A 19,524-nucleotide genomic window follows, 5' to 3' on the forward strand; every position below is an offset into this window, starting at 1 on the left:
CCGCAGCACCCGGCCCACGGACCGCGCACGACCGCCGGCAGCCCTCGCGTGCCCCGGCCCCTCCCGCACCTACCGGAGGGGCCCGGAACCCCCGCCGGTAGGGTGATGGGCCTATGCGCCACTCCCCCCGCCGCACCGGCGCCCACCGCTTCCGGCGGCCGGTGCCGGCCGCTCTCGCCGTCTGCCTGACGGCCGCGGGCATCGCCGGGTGCGCTGCCGACACCGGCGCCCGGGACGACGGCGCCGTCCCTCAGGTGTCGCCGCCCATCTCCGCCTCACCGCTGTGGCCCCGGTACGAGGGACCCACCCCCGACGAGGGTGAGACCGCCGCCCCCTACCGGCGCTATGTGAACGTCAAGGGCATCGAGGTGCCCGCCGGTGACCTCCGGCGGGTTTCCGTCCTGCGACTGCTGGACCAGGACCCCAACGTCCCGCAGCTCGTACGTACCGCTCTGCAGAGCTGCCCCGGCGGCAGCTGCGGCCTGCGCACACCCGCGTACCGGGATCTCACCGACGACGGCAGGGACGAACTGGTGGTGGCCCTCGACGATCCGGTCGGCGGCCTGACGCTGATCCAGGTCTACCGGGCCTTCGGCACGTCCGTCCGGCCGATCCTCATCAGCTGGAACACCATCGGCGCCACGGGCGTGACCCTCGGCAACGACCTGATCCTGTCCTCGACCGGCAAGGACGGCCGCTTCACCACCCGCTACCGCTGGAACGGCACCGAACTCGTCGCGACCGCACCGCAGGACGCGCTCGGCGATGACGAGCCCTCCGGGACACCGGTGCCCCCGGCAGACGCGACCCCGCTCCCCCCGAACCCCGCGACACCGATCCCCCCGACCAGGACGCCATGATGAGCAGCCCTCACATATCCCCCGGCACGGCCGACGAGGCACATCTGCTGCTCGTCGAGGACGACGAGGTCATCCGCAGCACCGTCCGCATGCTGCTGGAGCGGTACGGCTTCACCGTCTCCACGGCCGCCGACGGCCTGACCGGCCTGGAGATCTTCCGGGAGCGGAACCCGGATCTGCTGCTCCTCGACGTGATGCTGCCGCACCTCGACGGCATCGGACTCTGCCGCCGTATCCGGGAGTTCAGCCTCGCCCCGATCCTGATGATGTCCGCGCGCGGCGACTCCCTCGACGTCGTCTCCGGACTGGAGGCCGGCGCCGACGACTATGTCGTCAAACCGTGCGAGAGCTCGGTGCTCGTGGCCCGTATCCGCTCCCTGCTGCGTCGCGCGTCCTTCACCCCGGTCTCCGACACGACTCCGGAGACCGCGGTTCTCGTCTTCGGCGAACTGACCGTCGACACCCGCGGCATGGACGTGCTCCGCGACGGGAAGCCGGTCGCCCTCACCCCCACCGAACTGCGGATGCTGCTCGAATTCGCCGCCTCCCCGGGGGTGGTGCTCGAACGCCGGACGCTGCTCAGCCGGGTGTGGGACCACGCCTGGCACGGCGACACCCGGGTCGTCGACCTCCATGTGCAGCGGCTGCGGGCGAAGATCGGATCCGACCGGATCGAGACGGTCCGCGGCTTCGGCTACAAGTTCCGGCGCTGACCATGCCGTTGAGATGGCGTATCGCCGCCCTGGTCGCCGCCGCGATCTGCTCGGTCGCCGCAGCGGTCGGTATCCTCGTCCATCACGCCTCGCGCGACCGCGAACTGACCCAGGCGCGTGACGCCGCCCGCACCACGCTCGACCGGGCCGCGGTGACCTACGCCCGCACGGGCACGGTCGAGGGCACGGGCGCCGTGCTCGACGCCCCCGGGCTGCCGGCCGGGCTGCGCGGCATCGCGGACCGCGGCCATCAGGGCACGGAGTTCTCCACCCGGCCCACCGGTCCGGCGATGTGGGCCGCGCGTCCCGCGGGCGAGCAAGTCCTGTCCGTACGGATCGACATGACGACGACGCTGCGGGACATCAGCGCGCTGGACACGACGATCGCCTGGGCCGGAGCGCTGACGACCGCGGCCGTGCTGCCGCTCGGCGTGATCATCGCCGGGGGCATGAGCCGCCGGCTGAGGTCCGCCGCCGGCACGGCCCGGCGCATCGCGGCCGGGGACCTCGACGCCCGTATCGAGGCACCGCCCCGGCCGCGGGACGAGATCGCCGAGATCTCCGCCGCCGTCGACACCATGGCCGCCGCACTCCAGCAACGGCTGCGCAGCGAGCAGCGCTTCACGGCGGACGTCGCACATGAACTGCGCACCCCCCTGATGGGTCTCGTCACGGCGGCGGAACTGCTCCCCGACGGCGAAGCGGCTTCCTTCGTACGCGACCGGGTGCGTGTCCTGGCCGCCCTCGTCGAGGATCTTCTGGAGATCTCCCGGCTCGACGCCGGGGCGGAGGAGGCCGATCTGTCGCCCTGCCGTCTCAGCTCTCTCGTCGAGGACATCACGACGCTGCACGGGCTGCCGGCGGAGCCGGTCGAGCTCGTCGTCGAGGGCGATGCGCCGACGGCCGAGGTGTGGACCGATCCACGCAGGCTGGAGCGCATTGTGACCAATCTGATCGTCAACGGGCACCGACACGGCAGCCGTCCGGTCACGGTCACCGTCGCCGCGGACGGGCGGACCGTGACGGTACGGGACCGGGGACGCGGCTATCCCGACACCCTGCTCGACGACGGTCCGCAGCGGTTCCGCACGGGCGCCCGCGAACGCGGTACCGGCCACGGCCTGGGGCTGACCATCGCGATCGGCCAGGCCCGGGTGATCGGGGCGCAACTGGAGTTCGCCAACGCGGCCGACGGTGGTGCGGTGGCGACCCTGCGGCTCCCTCCGAGGGAGCCGATACACGGCTGATACATCTCCGAGGCAAAGCCGATGGCTCGCTTTGGGTTTCCGAAGATCTTCGGCGCTGAGGATGGCGCCATGCGAACCACTGGGAGTCCTGACCGGACAGCGGAGTTGCCGAGCGCGGGCGAGGTCGACCGGGCAGGTTCGCTCAGAACGGTCGCGGAAGCCCCCGGCCGGCGCTCACGACGGCGCGGCCGGGCGCTCCCCCGGCGGTGCCGGCACCGCTCACCGCGGCAGAAGGCCCGCAAGCGGCGCGGGCTGCGCCGACTCCTCAGCTGGCGGAAGACGCTGGCCGCTCTCATCACCGTATGCGCCCTGGTGACCGGCACGTTCGCCGTCCTGTATGTCGCGATCGACATTCCGCGGGCCAATGATCTGGCCAAGGCGCAGAGCAATGTGTACCTCTTCAGCGACGGCAGCCGGCTCGCCCGTACCGGCGAGATCAACCGAGAGACCGTTCCGATCGACCGGGTGCCCGAGAACGTCCGGCTCGCCTTCGTCGCCGCCGAGAACAAGGACTTCTACACGGACTCAGGTGTCTCCTTCTCGGGCACGGCACGCGGCATCCTGAACACCGTCACCGGCCGTGGCACACAGGGCGGTTCGACGATCACCCAGCAGTACGTGAAGAACTACTACCTGAGCCAGGAACAGACCGTGACCCGCAAGGTCAAGGAACTGATCATCTCGCTCAAGGTCGACCAGCGGAACTCCAAGTCCGACATCCTCGCCGGGTATCTGAACAGCAGTTACTACGGACGCCAGGCGTACGGCATCCAGGCGGCCGCACGGGCCTACTACCACCGGGAGGTCGAGCAGCTGACGGTGGAACAGGGTGCCTATCTGGCCGCGCTGTTGCAGGCCCCGAGCCAGTACGACTGGGCGATCGCGGGCCCTGAGGGCAAGCGCCTCGTCACCCAGCGCTGGAACTACGTGCTCGACAACATGGTCGGTCAGGGCTGGCTGGACAAGGCCACGCGCGGGCGGATGAAGTTCCCCGTGCCCGTGGGGCCTTCCCCGACGGCGGGTCTCTCCGGGCAGACCGGATATCTCGTGGAAGCGGCCCGGCGCGAGCTGATGGAGTCCGGCGTGAGCGAGCAGGAACTGGCAGGTGGCGGCTGGCGGATCACCCTCACCGTCGACCCCCGCAAACAGAAGGCCCTGGAGAAGACGGTCTCCGCGGCGGGCGGCACACCCGGCGGCCCTGTGCTGGACAAGAACATCCAGGCGGGAGCGGTGTCGATGGACCCGAGGAACGGCCATGTCGTCGCCCTCTACGGAGGCCGGGACTACATGCGGCAGTACATCAGCAACGCCACACGCGCCGATTACCAGGTCGGCCCTCTGTTCGAGCCCGTCGTCGTGGCGGCGTCGATGGAGGCCAAGGCCGATGAGCGTCCTCCGGCCGACGACGATGCGGTCATGAGCACCGCGAACGCCCTCGGCATGGACCTGAAGCCGAGGGATGTCGCCTCGCCGCAGGCGCTGTCCCTCGGCCTCATGGGGGCGAGTCCCCTGGAGATCGCGGGTGTCTACGCCGGCTTCCGGCACGACGGGAAGAAGGTCACCCCGTCGATCGTGAAGTCGGCCCAGCGGGACGGCGAGGTCACACCGCTGCGTGACCCGGTCGGCGGCAGCGCCATCAGCTCACTGGCGGCCGAAACGGTCACCGATGTCCTCAACCGGGCATCGGGCCGGCGTGATGCCGTGCCGTCGATGTGGACCGAGGACGGCCGGCAAGACGTCACACAGAAGTCCGGCCGCAGTGACGACGGGAAGGCGGAGTGGTTCGTCGGCTCGACCGAGGAACTGCTCACGACGATCGGGCTGTTCGGCGAGAACGCCACCACGCACAAGCAGATACCGCTGCCGAACGCCGGGGAGGGATACCCGGCCAGGATGTGGATGACCTACACGCAGACGGCACTCGGCGGCGGCGAGGCGTACTTCCCTGGGGCGGTGCCCGAGCCGACGTCCGGCTGAGTGGCGGGACCCCGGACTCACACGGATGCAGCAGGCGCAACTGGAGGGCGGGCGAGCAGAAATCTGCAGGTCAGAGCTTTCCGATGGACGAAGATCCGCCCGATCGGCGGTATGGTTCGCGGTTGCACAGGGTTGACCTTCCTTCACACGGTGAGCGAGAAGTCCCCTCTCTGGAAGGAACCCCTGCATGCGTCTCACATCGGTGACCCGCGTCATGGCGCCGCCCGCCCTGTGCGCTGCACTCGTCTTCACGGCGGTCGGCCCCGCGGCCGCAGTTACCTCCGTACCCGATACCGTCCCCGCCGCCGCCGCGGTCCAGTCCGCCATCCCGGGCGCCACCGAGCTGAGCCGGCAGGTCGAGGTCATGCGTCACACGCACGGTGTTCCGCCGGCGATGACCGACTTCCTCACCGACGTGCTGGCGACCGACGCCGGGCGCATGCCGCTCGCGACGGCCATCAGACACAAGGCCAACCTGCAGGTGGCCATGGCCACTCTGGAGATGAACCGTACGGACCGGGCCGTCCGCGCGGATGCGATCGGCGACGCCCTGGCCGATCTGCAGAAGACGCTCGACGAGCTGCTGGGCGCCGCCACGTCCGGTCTCACGAACGTGGTCGGCTCGCTGCTGGGTGTCGTCACCGGCCTGCTCGACACGGTGCTCGGCACGGTGACCGGCCTGCTGTCGGGTGTCAGCCTTCCGGCTGCGGCCCAGGCGGAGACCGCCGCACTCCCGGCGACGCCCGCGCTGCCTGCCGCCGCGGTCGCCCCGGAGGTCCCGGCCCTGCCGTGACCGCGCGATGGCGGGCCCGGTGACGGGCCCGCCATGCGCCGGATGTCCGGCACTCAGCGGGGCGGCTTCGCCCGGCGCATCCGCAGGGGGGCGTCCGCGCCCAGATGCGTGAGGACGTCGGCCAGCAGGAGGCGGGCGGCTTCGACCCGCTCGGCGCCGAGCGCGGCGATCACCTCGCCCTCGATCGCCGCCCGGTGCATGCGCGCCGCAGTGATCACTCCCCTGCCCCGGTCGGTGAGATCGACCAGCCGGGCTCGCGCATCGCCCGGATCGGGCCGTCGCAGGAGGTAGTCGCGCCGCTCCAGATCGGCGACGGACTTCGACGCCGCCTGCTGCGTGACCCCGAGCCGCTCGGCGATCGCGCCGATGGCCAGAGGACGTTCGATCAGATGCTGGAACACCACGCCGTCGGCGAATCGGCTGTCCTCGAAGCCGTCGGCCGCCAGCCGCCGTTGCAGCTCGTCGGCGAGGCCCCAGCCCGCGAAGAGCGAGAGCAGCGAGAGATCGGCGTCGGCCGGATCGAAATCGGTCACACCGGAAGAGTACAACCAAGGTTGTGCATCAAGTAATGTACAACCATGGTTGTGGAAAATGCTCACACGCGGACCGCCCGCATTCCGGCGGACATCGCCGAGGAGTTCATCACCCTCGCCCACCGCATCGTCTGGTGCACGGTGGCCACCGTCGACACCCGTGGACGGCCGCGCGGGCGGATACTCCATCCCTTCTGGGAGTACGGCGAGACGGGCCTCACCGGCTGGATCGTCACCCGGCCCAGCCCGGTCAAGGTGGCCCATCTGGCCCGGACTCCCTATGCGACCTGCTCCTACTGGGACCCGGCCCACGACGTCGCCCTCGCGGACTGCGCGGTGGAGTGGATCGAGGACACCGCGACGCGAACGCGCATCTGGGAACGGTTCCGGGACACACCGCCGCCGCTCGGCTTCGACTTCTGGAGCAGCTTCCCCGACGGGCCCGCGGGCGGGACGACCTCGCTGCTGAGGCTCGACCCCTACCGCGTGCGCGTCAGCAAAGTGGACGCGCTCCTGGGCAGGACGCCCCATCTGAACTGGTCGCGGCCCACCGCCGCTTGAGAAACGGCAGCGGGCCGCCCCGATGGTGACCGGTGCGGCCCGCGAGCCGGTGGTGCGACGTCCGTACTTGCCGCGACGGCGGCTACGCGCGGGCGAGCGCGTCCACGGCCGCGGTCGCGAAACCGTGGTCCTGCTCCGGCGCTCCCCCACCGACACCGATCGCGCCGATCAGACGGCCGTCGCGCTGGACGGGGACTCCGCCCGCGATGAACAGCAGCGGCTTGTCGAGCGCGGTCGGCAGGGTGTGGAAGAGGCCGCCGGGCTGCACGGCGTCGACGAGGTCCGCCGTCGGGGCGTTCAACTGGAGGGCGGTGTACGCCTTGCGGGTGCTGGTCTCACCGGCGATGAGGACGGCCCGGTCGTCGCGGCGGAAGGCCAGCAGATGGCCGCCCGCGTCCAGAACGGTGACCGCGACGGTGACGCCGGCGGACTCGGCCGCGCTGCGGGCGGCCTCGACGAGGGTCTCCGCGTCCTGCGTGGTCAGCGGCGCGACGGCGGTGGTGGTGATGCTGGTGGTCATGGGGTGGCTCCTAGCCGTGGTGGGTGGATGCTGCGGTGGTGGGGGGATGCTGCGGTGGTGGGGACGGTGAACCAGGGACCTCCCGCCGATCAGCGGCGGCCGGCGGGACTCAGCGGCGAGTGGCAGCCGTCGATCGCGGTCGACGGGGGCGTCCGTCGATCGCGATCGACGGGGGTGTCCGCGAGGCTCAGTGGCGGCCGGCGGGGACGACGACTGCCTCGGGGGCGGAGGCCGCGACGACCTGGCCGGTGCCGGGCGAACGGCGCTCGAGGATCTGGGCCAGGACCGCGAGGGCGAGGGCGGAGGCGGCGAGGGCGGCACCGACCCAGTTGGGGGCGGTGTAGCCGAAGCCTGCCGCGATCACCATGCCGCCGAGCCAGGCGGCGAGGGCGTTGCCCAGGTTGAACGCACCGATGTTGACGGCCGAGGCCAGCGTGGGCGCGCCCGCGGCCTGGTCGAGCACCCTCTTCTGCAGCGGCGGCACGGTCGCGAAGCCGAGCGCGCCGATGAGGACGATGGTGATCGCCGCGGTGACGGGGTTGTGGGCAGTGAGAGTGAACAGGGCGAGCACGAGAGAGAGTGCGCCGAGCGAGACGTAGAGCAGCGGCATGAGCGCGCGGTCCGCGAACCTTCCGCCGATGAGGTTGCCACCGACCATGCCGAGTCCGAACAGGACCAGCAGCCAGGTGACGGAGGAGTCGGCGAAGCCGGTGACCTCGGTCATCATCGGCGTGATGTAGGTGATGGCGGCGAAGACGCCACCGAAACCGAGCACGGTCATCGCCATGGCGAGCAGGACCTGGACGTTGCGGAACGCGGCGATCTCGTGGCGCAGCCGCACGCCTTCGGGCCTGGGCTGTTCCGGTACCAGCTTGGCGACGCCGAGCAGCCCGAGGACGCCGAGGCCGGCGACGACGAGGAAGGTGGCGCGCCAGCCGGCGCTCTGGCCGACGAAGGTGCCGAGCGGGACGCCGACGACGTTGGCGACGGTCAGACCGGTGAACATCATCGCGATGGCGCCGGCCTTCTTCTGCGGGGCCACCAGGTCGGCGGCGACGACGGAGCCGATACCGAAGAAGGCTCCGTGGGCGAGCGAGGCGACGACGCGGCCGGCGAGCATCACGCCGAAGACGGGTGCCACGGCGGAGAGCACATTGCCGACGATGAACAGGCCCATCAGCACCATGAGCATCCGCTTACGGGACACCTTCGTGCCGAGGACGGTCATCAGCGGGGCGCCGATCACGACACCGAGGGCGTACCCGGTGACGAGGAACCCGGCCGTCGGGATCGAGACCCCGAAGTCCGCGGCGACCTCGGGCAGCAAGCCCATGATCACGAACTCGGTGGTGCCGATTCCGAAGGCCCCGATGGCGAGGGCGAGCAGCGCGAGTGGCATGGGGAGAACCTCCGGACGATTGCTTCTGCGCCTTACGAGCGCCCACAATAATTGCAACCGCCATTACTTGCAAGCGCGCTATATCGGCGCCAGCACGGACCTCCCTCGACCCCCGTCCATGGGTCGGGCTTCCGTTCATGGATGCGGTCCATACCAAGCCCTTGACAGGGTCTTTGTTCACTTCTTAAATCACGTAGTGAACTAAGCACCCCCCAGCTCCACTTGCTACCCCCCACCCCGGTCGGCGCAGCAACCACTCGGTTCCGCATGCGCCCACGTCTGACATATGCATGCCATAGCAGACACTCCCCCGTCATGCTCCCGGAAGGGAGAGTCATGGACTCCCCGCGCTTATCCCGGCGACTCGTGCTGTCCGTCGCCTCGCTCCTCACCTTCGCGTCGCTGTCCACCGGACTCGCGCAGGGGGCGACCGCGCCCGCAGCGAAGCCGCCCGCTCCTCCCGCAGCCGCATCGGCAGCCGCCGCCGTCACCTTCTCCGACGAGTTCAACGGGCCCGCGGGCTCGGCCGTGGACGGCGGCAAGTGGCAGATCGAGACGGGCGACAACGTCAACAACCACGAGCGGCAGTACTACACCGCAGGGAACCGCAACGCCGCTCTCGACGGACAGGGCCATCTGGCCATCACCGCCCGTCGCGAGAACCCCGGCAACTACCAGTGCTGGTACGGGCGTTGTGAGTACACCTCGGCGCGGCTGAACACCGCCGGCAAGTTCACCACGACGTACGGCCGCGTCGAGGCGAGGATGAAGATCCCGCGCGGGCAGGGCATGTGGCCCGCCTTCTGGATGCTGGGCAACGACATCGGCCAGGTCGGCTGGCCGAACTCCGGCGAGATCGACGTCATGGAGAACGTGGGCTTCGAGCCGTCCACGGTCCACGGCACCCTGCACGGCCCGGGCTACTCCGGATCGGGCGGCATCGGCGCCGGATACACCCTGCCGGGCGGCCAGGCGTTCGCCGACGCCTTCCACACCTTCTCCGTCGACTGGAGCCCGAACGCGATCACGTGGTCCGTCGACGGCAACGTCTACCAGCGGCGCACACCCGCCGACCTCGGCGGACGGCAGTGGGTCTTCAACAAGCCCTTCTTCCTCATCCTCAATCTCGCGGTCGGCGGCTACTGGCCCGGAGACCCCAACGGCAGCACGGTCTTCCCCCAGCAGCTCCTCGTCGACTACGTCCGGGTCAGCACCGACAGCGGCACGCCCGGTGGCGGCGGTCCGATCACCGGCGTCGGCGGCAAGTGCGTGGACGTGCCCAGCGCGAACAACGCCAACGGCACCCCCGTCCAGCTCTACGACTGCAACGGCAGTGACGCTCAGCGCTGGACCGTGGGCGCCGACGGCACCATCCGCGCACTCGGCAAGTGCCTGGACGTGGCGTCCGGAGGTACCGCCGACGGAACTCCCGTCCAGCTGTGGGACTGCAACGGCAGCGCAGCCCAGCAATGGGCCGTCCCCGCGGCCCAGGACATCGTCAATCCCCAGGCCAACAAGTGCCTCGACGCCAGCGGCGGCAGCTCGGCCAACGGCACCCGCCTGCAGATATGGACCTGTGGCGGCACGGCCAACCAGAAGTGGGCGGTGACCCGATGACCACAGGACTCCTCCGCAGGCCCGCGATGCGCGGGGTACTGGGCACGGCAGCGGCCGCCGCCCTGGTCACCGGCCTGACCGGTAGCCCCGCGAGCGGCGCCCCCGCCGCGACGGGCCAGATCACCGGTATCGGCGGCAAGTGCGTGGACGTCGCCGGCGCGAGCAGCGCCAACGGTGCCGCCGTACAGCTCTACGACTGCAACGGCAGCGCGGCGCAGCAGTGGAATGTCGGCGCGGACGGCACCATCCGCGCGCTCGGCAAATGCCTCGACGTCACCTCCGCGGGCACGGCCAACGGCACCCGGATCCAGCTGTGGGACTGCAACGGCAGCGCGGCGCAGCAGTGGTCGGCCGGCGCGTCCCGTGACATCGTCAACCCCCAGGCCGACAAGTGCCTGGACGCCACCGGCAACAGCTCGGCCAACGGCACCCGCCTGCAGATATGGACCTGCACGGGCGCCGCCAATCAGAAGTGGACCGCACCCGGCGGCGGGGAGAACCCGGCACCGACCGGACCCATGGCCGTCGCGCCGTACCTCTACAACGGCTGGGGCAGTCCGCCGAGCCCGACCACCGTGATGAACGCGACCGGCGTCAAGTGGTTCACGCTGGCCTTCGTGCTCAGCAACGGCTACTGCAACCCGCAGTGGGACGGCGGCAGGCCGCTGACCGGTGGGGTGGACCAGCAGACGATCAACACCGTCCGCGGCGCCGGCGGAGATGTGATCCCGTCGTTCGGCGGGTGGAGCGGCAACAAGCTGGAGAGCTCCTGCGGCAGCGCGGGTGAGCTGGCCGCGGCGTACCAGAAGGTCATCAACGCTTACGGCCTCAAGGCGATCGACATCGACATCGAGGCCGCGGCGTACGACAGCCCGACCGTCCAGCAGCGCACGGTCGACGCGCTGAAGACGGTCAAGGCCAACAACCCCGGCATCAAGGTGTTCGTCACCTTCGGCACCGGCCAGAACGGCCCCGACGACAGCCTGATCCGCAAGGCCGCCGCCTCCGGTCTGACCGTGGACAGCTGGACGATCATGCCGTTCAACTTCGGCGGGGCGGGCCAGAACATGGGCCAGCTCACCGTCCGGGCCGCGGAGGGCCTGAAGAACACGGTCAAGAGTGCCTACGGCTACTCCGACGACCAGGCGTACCGGCACACCGGCATCTCTTCGATGAACGGCATCACCGACAACAACGAGACGGTGACCGTCGCCGACTTCCGCACCATCCTCGGCTACGCCCAGCAGCGGCATCTCGCACGGCTGACCTTCTGGTCGGTCAACCGCGACCGCCCCTGCACCGGCGGCGGGGCCGACACCTGCTCGGGCGTGTCCCAGCAGCCGTGGGACTTCACCCGCGTCTTCGCGCAGTACAACGGCTGACCTGCAGCTTCCCTCACCTTCCCTGCTCAGCATCCCTGCTCACCTTCCCCGGCTCAACCCCCCACCCACGCCGTGCAGTCGGCACAGGAGAAACCGTGCTCCGATCCCTGCGAACGCCCCGAGCGGATCGCCGCAGTCCCATCCCGGCCCGTATCACGAGACCCTGGGTCGCGGCCTTCGTGGTCGCGACTTCCGCCGCCTCGGTCCTCACCGCGGTCCAGCCCACCCAGGCCGCCACTCCCCGCGCCGCAGAGGCAGCCGCCGCGCTGCCCGCCGGCTGGTCCACGGTGGTCAACGCCGGCAGCGGCAAGTGCCTGGACGCGCGCTCGGCCGCGACCGTCAACGGCACCGCGGTGCAGCAGTACGCCTGCAACAACAGCACCGCGCAGCAGTGGAGTTTCACACCGACGAGCGACGGCTTCGTGCGGATCAACAACCGCAACGACGCCGCTCAGGTCGTGGATGTGAGCGACACCTCCTCCGCCGACAACGCGGCCGTGCACCTGTGGACGTACGGCGGCGGCAACAACCAGCAGTGGCAGGCCGTCGACGAGGGAGGCGGCGCCTACCACTTCGTCAACCGGCACAGCGGCAAGTGTCTGGACGTCCCGTCCGCCTCGACGGCCGACAGCGTTCAACTCGTGCAGTACACCTGCAACGGCTCCGCCGCACAGCGTTTCCAGGTGGCACCCGTGAGCACCGCGCCCGGTGACGTCGATCTCGGTCCGAACGTGGTCGTCTTCGACCCGTCCATGCCGTCGTCGACGATTCAGAGCAGGCTGAACTCGATCTTCCAGCAACAGGAGAAGAACCAGTTCGGACCGCAGCGCTACGCGGTGATGTTCAAGCCGGGTACGTACAGCAACGACGTCAACGTCGGCTTCTACACACAGGTCCTCGGTCTCGGCCAGTCGCCGGACTCGGTGACCATCAACGGCGCGGTGCACGTCGAGGCGGACTGGTTCCCGCCGCAGAACGCCACCCAGAACTTCTGGCGCGGCGCCGAGAACCTGTCGGTGAACCCGACGGGCGGCACCGACCGGTGGGCGGTCTCCCAGGCGTCCGCGTACCGGCGCATGCACGTCCGCGGCAATCTGGCGCTGGACGACGGTGGCTGGGCCAGCGGCGGATTCATGGCCGACAGCAAGGTCGACGGCCAGGTGCGGTCCGGCACCCAGCAGCAGTGGCTGACCCGCAACTCGCAGCTCGGCAGCTGGAACGGGTCCAACTGGAACATGGTCTTCGTCGGCAGCCAGGGCGTGCCGGGCAACAGCTTCCCCAACCCGCCCTACACCACGGTGAACCAGACCCCGACGGTCCGGGAGAAGCCGTTCCTGTACGTGGACAGCGCGGGCGCCTACAAGGTGTTCGTCCCGTCCCTGCGGGCCAACTCCTCGGCCACCACCTGGGCGGGCGGAAGCGCCGGGGGCAGCTCGCTCGGCATGGACCAGTTCTTCGTCGTCAAGCCGGGCGCGACCGCGGCGCAGATCAACGCCGCACTGGCCGAGGGCAAGAACCTCCTGGTCACCCCCGGCGTCTACCGCCTGAACCAGACGCTGCGGGTGACCCGTCCCGACACCGTCGTCCTCGGTCTGGGCCTGGCCACGTTCATCCCGGACAACGGCATCACGGCGATGACGGTCGCCGATGTCGACGGGGTGAAGGTCGCGGGTGTCCTCTTCGACGCCGGTACGACCAACTCGCAGACGCTGATGGAGGTCGGCCCGGCCGGCGCCGCGGCGAACCACTCCGCCAACCCCACCTCGCTGCACGACGTCTACTTCCGCGTCGGCGGGGCGGCCGTGGGCAAGGCGACGACGAGCCTCGTGGTCAACAGTGACAACGTCATCGGCGACCACATGTGGATCTGGCGCGGCGACCACGGCAGCGGCATCGGCTGGAACACCAACACCGCGGACACGGGACTCGTCGTCAACGGCGACAACGTGACCATGTACGGCCTGTTCGTCGAGCACTACCAGAAGCACCAGACCATCTGGAACGGCAACGGCGGCCGGACGTACTTCTACCAGAACGAGATGCCGTACGACCCGCCGAACCAGGCGGCCTGGATGAACGGTTCGACCCAGGGCTACGCGGCCTACAAGGTCGCCAACAACGTGACCAGTCACCAGGCCTACGGACTCGGCAGCTACTGCTTCTTCAACGTCAACAACAGTGTGACCGCGGAGCACGCGTTCGAGGTCCCCAACAACCCCAACGTCAGGTTCCAGAACATGGTGACCGTCTCGCTCGGCGGCACCGGGACCATCCGTCATGTCATCAACGACAGGGGCGGTCCGTCCAACTCGTCCACCAACGTGGCCAACCTGGTGAGCTACCCGTGAGGCGGCTCGGAGCAAGGCTTCTGATTCTGCTGGCGCTGCTGGTCGGTGTCACGACGGTCCCGGCGCACGCCGGGCCCCAGGCGCCCGCCTTCAAGGTGATCGCCTTCTACAACGGCACCTGGGACGCGGCACACATCAACTTCGTCAAGGAAGCCAACGAGTGGTTCCCGCGCACGGCCGCGCAGAACAACTTCAGTTACACGGCCACGACCAACTGGGAGCTGCTGGCGAACGGCGGGGTCAACGAGTACCAGGTGGTGCTGTTCCTGGACGACGCACCCCAGTCGGCGGCCCAGCGGGCCGGCTTCGAACGGTACATGCGTGCGGGCGGCGGCTGGATGGGCTTCCATGTCTCGGCGTTCACCACGAACGCGGCGGCGTGGCCCTGGTACTACAACCAGTTCCTCGGGAGCGGCAACTTCCGGTCGAACACCTGGGGTCCGACGACCTCGGTGCTGCGGACGGAGGACCGGACCCACCCTTCGACCACCGGGCTGCCCGCGACGTTCACGTCGTCGGTGAGCGAGTGGTACAGCTGGTCGAACGATCTGCGTACCAACCAGAACATCAAGATCCTGGCATCGGTGGACCCGTCGAGCTTCCCGCTGGGGACGGACCCCAACCAGACGTGGTACAGCGGCTACTACCCGATCCTGTGGACCAACACCCAGTACAAGATGCTGTACGCGAACTTCGGGCACAACGCGATGAACTACGACACCAACCAGCCGTTGTCGTCGACGTTCGCGAGCGCCACGCAGAACCGCTTCCTGATCGACGGGCTGAAGTGGCTCGGCGGCGCGGGCGGCGGTCCGGCACCGAACGATCCGATCTCCGAGACGGCGTGGTATGCGCTGACCAACAACGCGAACGGCGCCTGCGCCGACGCGCGGTCGGCCGCCACCGCCAACGGGACCGCGATCCAGCAGTACACCTGCAACGGGACCGCGGCTCAGCAGTTCCAGTTCCGCACGACGGACAGCGGCTACACGAGGATCGGGATACGGGGCAATCCCCAGCAGGTGATCGACGTGACGGGGGTGTCGGCGGCGGACAACGCGCCGGTGCAGCTGTGGTCCTACAGCGGCGGCGGCAACCAGCAGTGGCTGCCGGTGCGGGAGGCGTCCGGGCGTTACCACTTCACCGCTCGGCACAGCGGCAAGTGCCTGAGCACGACAGGCAGTTCGGCCAACAGTGTGCAGTTGGTGCAGCGTGCCTGCGACAACTCGGCGGCGCAGAGTTTCCAGTTGACCGCGCAGCCCTGACGCTCTGACAGCTCACCCAGTGGGCCCGGGTCCCCCTTCGGGGGTGCCCGGGCCTACTGCTGCGCCGCCTGCTTCAGGGCGTCGAGCAGGGCGCGAAGGGCGGGCTGGGTCAGTGAGCTCTCCCGTACCGCCGCGTGGATCGCCCGTACCGGCTCGGGCCTGCGGACCTTGCGTACGACGACACCGGGGTGGCGGTTGCCGAGACCGATCCGCGGCATGAGCCCCACTCCGAGACCGGCGGCGACGAAGCCCTGGGCGGTCGCGTAGTCCTCGCTCTGCACCACGATGTCGGGGGTGAATCCGGCCGCACCGCAGGCTCCGAGGACGACGTCGAGGCAGGGCCCCGGCCATTCGCTGCCGATCCACCGTTCCCCCGCGAGGTCGGCCAGATCGATCACCCTTCGGGCCGCGAGCGGGTGCTCTTTGGGCAGAACGGCACGGTAGGGGTCGTCGAGGAGATGGACGAGCCGGACGTCCTCGCTTGGCCGGTCCGGCAGTTGGACGACGACGGCGAGGTCCGCGCGGCCGTGCTTGACCTCGGGAAGCGGGTCCTCCGGGTCGATCAGCCTGAGGTCGATCCGCACCCCCGGATGTGTACGGCGCAGATCGGCGAGCGCCGGCGCGACGATCGTGCCCCCGGCGGTGGCGAAGTACCGTACGGCCAGCCGCCCCGTGCGCCCCTCGCGCAGATCGGCCAGCGCGGTCTCCGCCTCGGCGATGTTCCTGCTGATGACGTCGGCGTGCTCGGTGAGCAGCCGTCCGGCCGCGGTCGGCTGGACTCCACGGCCGACGCGTTCCAGCAGCGCGGTGCCGGCCTGTTTCTCCAGTGCCGCGACCTGCTGGCTGACGGCGGACGGCGTGTAGCCGAGGTTCGCGGCCGCGGCAGTGACCGAGCCACTGGTGACGACCGCCCTGAGGACCTGCATCCTGCGCACATCGAGCATGTAGCAGAGGTTAACGCTGACCCCACAACTTTTCACTGGTGCTGCCAGGTCGGGTGCGGCACGGTGGTCGGGGAGGGCCTCGACGGGAGCGCCCGACAAAGCCTGGAGGAGACGGACGTGGTCAGTGGCGGAAGAGGAACTTTCCTGCGCATGGGCGTACTCGCCCTGCTGTGGGGATCGGGATTCCTCTGGATCAAGGTGGCGCTCGACCACGGCCTGACCCCGGCGCAGATCACCTTCGCGCGCTGCGCGCTCGGCGCGCTGGTGCTGGTCGCGATGGCGGCCTGGGCCCGTAAGCGGCTGCCGCGCGACCGTGCGACCTGGGGACATCTGGCGGTGGCGGCCTTCTTCTGCAACGCCCTGCCGTTCGCGCTGTTCAGCATCGGCCAGCAGACGGTCGACTCCGGGGTGGCGGGCGTGCTCAACGCGACCACTCCCCTGTGGTCGCTGCTGATCGGCCTCGCCATCGGTACGGAACGGGGAATCCGGCCGGTCCGCCTCGCCGGACTCCTTCTGGGATTCGCCGGCACCTTGTTGATCTTCGCACCGTGGCAGCAGGGCGGTCTGACCAGCTGGGGCGCGCTCGCCATCCTTGCGGCGGCGGCCAGTTACGCCGTGGCGTTCACCTACATGGGACGCAAGCTCACCGGGAAGGGCTCGGCGCCCATCGCACTCTCGGCGGCCCAGCTCCTCGCCGCAACGGGCCTGAGCACCCTCGCGCTGCCCGTCGCGGATACGTCGGCCTCGGACGTCACGCTCGTCGGTGTGCTGGCCGTCATCGCCCTCGGCGTCTTCGCCACCGGGTTCACGTTCGCGCTCAACTACCGGCTCATCGCTGACGAGGGTGCCACGAACGCGGCCACGGTGGGCTATCTGCTGCCGGTGGTCTCCCTGACCCTCGGGGCACTCGTCCTCGACGAGGCGCTCACTCTGCGCGTCGTTATCGGAATGTTGGTTGTCCTCGTCGGCGTCGGACTGACGCGCAGGCAGAAGGGGACAAATTCACTGTCGCCGCTGGTCGACGCGCCGGCTGCGGGTTCCGCGCGAGAGCCGCGACTCCGGACAGACCGGGTCAACTGACCGACCAATCAGTCCATGTGAGAATGCTCCGGCACTCCTACCGGCGGGTAACGTGTGCCGCTCCACCGGCATGCGCCAGCCGTCGCAGGCCGACCGCGAAGGCATTCGAGGACCAGAACGCGATGTCGTACCACCGCTCACAGCCCTCATATCCCGAGTTCCCGGACTTCCCCGAACAGCATCCGGGACAGGCCCATCAGTCCCAGCAGCGCGCCCAGCCCGCTGCGGACCATCGCCGTGATGTGCGCGCGCTGAGCACCGCCTACAAGAGACTGCGCCGCGTCGCGACGTTCTCCGCCCTCGGGTACTTCGTCGTCTTCCTCGTCCTGTGCGCCTACGCCCCCGACCTCATGTCGAGCAGGGTCACCGGCGGCCTCACCACCGGCCTTCTGCTGGGCCTGCTTCAACTCCCCGTGACCGCGCTGGCCGTCGCCTGGTACGAGCGCACCGCACGCCGCCGCGTCGACCCCCTCACCGCAGCGGTACGCCGCAACACCGCCCCGTCCCCGCAGGGAGCACGACGATGACCGGATTCAGCACCGAAGCCCAGACCATGTCCCTGGTCGCGTTCATCGCCGTGATCACCGTGACCCTGCTCCTGTGCGTGATGACGGGGCCGGACCGGGACGACCTGGACGAGTTCTACACCGGCTTCCGCTCGCTGTCGCCGATGCAGAGCGGACTCGCCATCGCCGGCGACTACATCTCCGCGGCGAGCGTCCTCGGCACCATCGGCGTCATCTCGCTCGTCGGCCAGGACGGCCTCGTACTCGCGCTGAGTACCGCGCTGTCCCTGGTCCTGCTGATGTTCCTGCTGGCCGAACCACTGCGCAACGCGGGCCGGTTCACCATGGGCGACGTCCTCACCCGGCGCGCGCCCAGCCCCGCCGTACGCATCACCGCCTGCATCGTGACGCTGGTGGCCCTCTTCCCGTTGCTGATCTTCCAACTCGCGGGCGCGGGCGATCTGCTGGCCTTCGTCCTCGGCATCGACGCCGCCGGCTTCAAGACCGGCTCGATCGTGCTCCTCGGCCTGCTGATGATCATCTACGCAGCCATCGGCGGCATGAAGGGCACGGCGTTCATCCAGTTGGTGAAGACCCTGGTGCTGCTGGCCGCTGCCCTCGCCATCGCGGCCCTCGTGCTGTACCGCTTCGACTTCAGCGTGCCGTCGCTTCTCGACGCCGCGGCACGGGGAAGCGGCGCGGGCGAGGCGTATCTCACCCCCGGCCTCCAGTTCGGCGGCGACGGGCTCGACCTCATCAGCACGCAGCTGACCGTGGTCCTCGGCGCAGCGTGCCTCCCGCACATCACCATGCGCATGTTCAGCTCCCGCAGCGCGCCCGCAGTGCGCCGCTCGATGAGCTGGGCCGTCTCCACCGTCGTCGTCATGGGTCTGCTCAGCGCCGTGATCGGCTTCGGCGCGGCGGCGCTCGTCGGCCGCCAGCAGATCACGCTCAGCGACCCGCAGGGCAAGACGTCGATCCTCCTCGTCAGCCAGGCCGTCATGGGCGAGTCCGTGTCCAGCTTCGAGACGCTGCTCTTCACGGTCATGGCCACGGCCATCTTCCTGACACTGCTGGCATCCGTCGCCGGCATCACGCTCGCCTGCGCCAACTCCCTGGCCCATGATCTGATCACGAACGGCCTGCGGCGCAGGCAACAGCTGCGGGCCGGCACCGAGATGATGCTCGCCCGCGCGACGGCGGCGCTGGTCGGCCTCGCGGCGATCGTCCTCGCGGCGGCCTCCCGGCACTGGAATCTCCAGGCGATGGTCACCCTGTCGTTCTGTCTGGGCGCCTCGGCGGTCGCTCCGGCGCTCGTCTACAGCCTGTTCTGGCAGCGCTTCAACCGCGCGGGGCTCCTGGCGTCGATGATCGGTGGCGCGGTCAGCGTCCTGATCCTCATCACCGGCACCACACTGGTCTCGGGTTCTCCCCAAGCGATCTTCCCGGACCAGGACTTCACCTGGTTCCCGTACACGACCACGGGTCTCGTCTCGATTCCCGTCGGATTCCTCGCGGGCTGGCTCGCCACCCGCCTGACGAACAGCCGTACGGGCACCCGCCGGCAGGAGGAGTTCGACGACGAGGCGGCGGAGGCGGCGATCCTGGTCGACACCTCGGCAGGGCGGTACTGACTCCGGATGCCACCGGCGTCCGGGCGGACGGGTCCCGCGGCGACACCACGGGGCCGTCCGCCCGAGTACGCCCTCCACATCCGAGCACGACCCGCACAGCGACCTTCCTGCACACCGAACGGAACGACCTCCACGGCGAGATGAT

The 19,524-nt window shown here is 69.7% G+C and carries 17 protein-coding genes; 13 read left to right on the forward strand and 4 right to left on the reverse strand.

Translation table 11 applies throughout. From position 1 onward, the window contains the following. Positions 1-113: 113 nt before the first annotated feature. The 5 genes from RPQ07_RS04005 (at position 114) to RPQ07_RS04025 (ending at position 5,590) form a co-directional block, all read left to right on the forward strand. A complete protein-coding gene (locus RPQ07_RS04005; RefSeq protein ID WP_313942596.1) occupies positions 114-860 on the forward strand; it encodes a hypothetical protein in 747 nt (248 codons plus the stop codon). Next, positions 860-1,573: a two-component system response regulator CseB gene (gene cseB, locus RPQ07_RS04010; RefSeq protein WP_313942597.1), complete on the forward strand. Its 714-nt coding sequence runs from the start codon at positions 860-862 to the stop codon at positions 1,571-1,573. The genes RPQ07_RS04005 and cseB overlap by 1 nt, the downstream gene beginning before the upstream one ends. Positions 1,574-1,575: 2 nt before the next feature. Further along, positions 1,576-2,820 carry a HAMP domain-containing sensor histidine kinase gene (locus RPQ07_RS04015; protein ID WP_313942598.1) on the forward strand — a complete coding sequence of 415 codons (1,245 nt, stop codon included), beginning with the start codon at positions 1,576-1,578 and terminating at the stop codon, positions 2,818-2,820. Positions 2,821-2,889: 69 nt separating this feature from the next. Further along, positions 2,890-4,797, forward strand: a complete 1,908-nt coding sequence (locus tag RPQ07_RS04020; RefSeq protein ID WP_313942599.1) for a transglycosylase domain-containing protein — start codon at positions 2,890-2,892, stop codon at positions 4,795-4,797. 187 nt (positions 4,798-4,984) lie between these two features. Continuing rightward, on the forward strand, positions 4,985-5,590 hold the full coding sequence (locus RPQ07_RS04025) for a hypothetical protein (protein WP_313942600.1): 606 nt from the start codon (positions 4,985-4,987) through the stop codon (positions 5,588-5,590). 53 nt (positions 5,591-5,643) lie between these two features. On the opposite strand, the gene RPQ07_RS04030 is transcribed toward RPQ07_RS04025, so the two are convergent. After that, positions 5,644-6,123, reverse strand: a complete 480-nt coding sequence (locus tag RPQ07_RS04030) for a MarR family winged helix-turn-helix transcriptional regulator (RefSeq protein WP_313942601.1) — start codon at positions 6,121-6,123, stop codon at positions 5,644-5,646. A 45-nt stretch (positions 6,124-6,168) separates the two neighbouring features. Here RPQ07_RS04030 and RPQ07_RS04035 point away from each other — a divergent pair, with 45 nt between their 5' ends. After that, positions 6,169-6,684 carry a pyridoxamine 5'-phosphate oxidase family protein gene (locus RPQ07_RS04035; RefSeq protein ID WP_313942602.1) on the forward strand — a complete coding sequence of 172 codons (516 nt, stop codon included), beginning with the start codon at positions 6,169-6,171 and terminating at the stop codon, positions 6,682-6,684. A gap of 82 nt (positions 6,685-6,766) precedes the next feature. Here RPQ07_RS04035 and RPQ07_RS04040 read toward each other — a convergent pair whose 3' ends face one another. Beyond that, the gene (locus RPQ07_RS04040; protein WP_313948776.1) at positions 6,767-7,192 is read right to left on the reverse strand and encodes a GlcG/HbpS family heme-binding protein; all 426 of its coding nucleotides are present in this window, start codon (positions 7,190-7,192) and stop codon (positions 6,767-6,769) included. A gap of 199 nt (positions 7,193-7,391) precedes the next feature. Continuing rightward, positions 7,392-8,603: an MFS transporter gene (locus RPQ07_RS04045; RefSeq protein ID WP_313942603.1), complete on the reverse strand. Its 1,212-nt coding sequence runs from the start codon at positions 8,601-8,603 to the stop codon at positions 7,392-7,394. A 336-nt stretch (positions 8,604-8,939) separates the two neighbouring features. Between RPQ07_RS04045 and RPQ07_RS04050 the strand changes: the two genes are divergently transcribed. The 4 genes from RPQ07_RS04050 (at position 8,940) to RPQ07_RS04065 (ending at position 15,215) form a co-directional block, all read left to right on the forward strand. Beyond that, a complete protein-coding gene (locus tag RPQ07_RS04050; protein ID WP_313942604.1) occupies positions 8,940-10,220 on the forward strand; it encodes a ricin-type beta-trefoil lectin domain protein in 1,281 nt (426 codons plus the stop codon). Further along, positions 10,217-11,602 (forward strand): RICIN domain-containing protein, encoded by a 1,386-nt coding sequence (locus tag RPQ07_RS04055; protein ID WP_313942605.1) that lies wholly within the window; start codon positions 10,217-10,219, stop codon positions 11,600-11,602. The genes RPQ07_RS04050 and RPQ07_RS04055 overlap by 4 nt, the downstream gene beginning before the upstream one ends. A 152-nt stretch (positions 11,603-11,754) precedes the next feature. Beyond that, the gene (locus RPQ07_RS04060; RefSeq protein ID WP_413777823.1) at positions 11,755-13,950 is read left to right on the forward strand and encodes an RICIN domain-containing protein; all 2,196 of its coding nucleotides are present in this window, start codon (positions 11,755-11,757) and stop codon (positions 13,948-13,950) included. Further along, entirely contained in the window at positions 13,947-15,215 is a 1,269-nt protein-coding gene (locus tag RPQ07_RS04065) for a ThuA domain-containing protein (RefSeq protein ID WP_313942607.1), read from the forward strand. The genes RPQ07_RS04060 and RPQ07_RS04065 overlap by 4 nt, the downstream gene beginning before the upstream one ends. Before the next feature lie 53 nt (positions 15,216-15,268). Here RPQ07_RS04065 and RPQ07_RS04070 read toward each other — a convergent pair whose 3' ends face one another. Further along, complete coding sequence (locus tag RPQ07_RS04070) at positions 15,269-16,159, reverse strand: LysR family transcriptional regulator (RefSeq protein ID WP_313942608.1); 891 nt, start codon at positions 16,157-16,159, stop codon at positions 15,269-15,271. A 150-nt stretch (positions 16,160-16,309) separates the two neighbouring features. On the opposite strand from RPQ07_RS04070, the gene RPQ07_RS04075 reads away from it, so the two are divergent. From RPQ07_RS04075 to RPQ07_RS04085, 3 genes are all read left to right on the forward strand, one after another. Next, entirely contained in the window at positions 16,310-17,239 is a 930-nt protein-coding gene (locus tag RPQ07_RS04075; protein ID WP_313942609.1) for a DMT family transporter, read from the forward strand. A gap of 122 nt (positions 17,240-17,361) precedes the next feature. After that, positions 17,362-17,766 carry a DUF485 domain-containing protein gene (locus RPQ07_RS04080; protein ID WP_313942610.1) on the forward strand — a complete coding sequence of 135 codons (405 nt, stop codon included), beginning with the start codon at positions 17,362-17,364 and terminating at the stop codon, positions 17,764-17,766. Further along, entirely contained in the window at positions 17,763-19,379 is a 1,617-nt protein-coding gene (locus RPQ07_RS04085) for a cation acetate symporter (RefSeq protein WP_313942611.1), read from the forward strand. Before RPQ07_RS04080 ends, RPQ07_RS04085 begins: the two co-directional genes overlap by 4 nt. The last annotated feature ends 145 nt before the right edge of the window (positions 19,380-19,524 follow it).

The sequence above is a fragment of the Streptomyces sp. AM8-1-1 genome, from assembly GCF_032229325.1.
Classification (GTDB): domain Bacteria; phylum Actinomycetota; class Actinomycetes; order Streptomycetales; family Streptomycetaceae; genus Streptomyces; species Streptomyces achmelvichensis.

What these genes read in the sequence shown, in the direction of transcription:
- RPQ07_RS04005 (WP_313942596.1), top strand. Translation starts at nt 114, where the DNA reads ATGCGCCACTCCCCCCGCCGCACCGGCGCCCACCGCTTCCGGCGGCCG.
- cseB (WP_313942597.1), top strand. Translation starts at nt 860, where the DNA reads ATGAGCAGCCCTCACATATCCCCCGGCACGGCCGACGAGGCACATCTG.
- RPQ07_RS04015 (WP_313942598.1), top strand. Translation starts at nt 1,576, where the DNA reads ATGCCGTTGAGATGGCGTATCGCCGCCCTGGTCGCCGCCGCGATCTGC.
- RPQ07_RS04020 (WP_313942599.1), top strand. Translation starts at nt 2,890, where the DNA reads ATGCGAACCACTGGGAGTCCTGACCGGACAGCGGAGTTGCCGAGCGCG.
- RPQ07_RS04025 (WP_313942600.1), top strand. Translation starts at nt 4,985, where the DNA reads ATGCGTCTCACATCGGTGACCCGCGTCATGGCGCCGCCCGCCCTGTGC.
- RPQ07_RS04035 (WP_313942602.1), top strand. Translation starts at nt 6,169, where the DNA reads ATGGTTGTGGAAAATGCTCACACGCGGACCGCCCGCATTCCGGCGGAC.
- RPQ07_RS04045 (WP_313942603.1), bottom strand. Translation starts at nt 8,603, where the DNA reads ATGCCACTCGCGCTGCTCGCCCTCGCCATCGGGGCCTTCGGAATCGGC.
- RPQ07_RS04050 (WP_313942604.1), top strand. Translation starts at nt 8,940, where the DNA reads ATGGACTCCCCGCGCTTATCCCGGCGACTCGTGCTGTCCGTCGCCTCG.
- RPQ07_RS04055 (WP_313942605.1), top strand. Translation starts at nt 10,217, where the DNA reads ATGACCACAGGACTCCTCCGCAGGCCCGCGATGCGCGGGGTACTGGGC.
- RPQ07_RS04070 (WP_313942608.1), bottom strand. Translation starts at nt 16,159, where the DNA reads ATGCTCGATGTGCGCAGGATGCAGGTCCTCAGGGCGGTCGTCACCAGT.
- RPQ07_RS04075 (WP_313942609.1), top strand. Translation starts at nt 16,310, where the DNA reads ATGGGCGTACTCGCCCTGCTGTGGGGATCGGGATTCCTCTGGATCAAG.
- RPQ07_RS04080 (WP_313942610.1), top strand. Translation starts at nt 17,362, where the DNA reads ATGTCGTACCACCGCTCACAGCCCTCATATCCCGAGTTCCCGGACTTC.
- RPQ07_RS04085 (WP_313942611.1), top strand. Translation starts at nt 17,763, where the DNA reads ATGACCGGATTCAGCACCGAAGCCCAGACCATGTCCCTGGTCGCGTTC.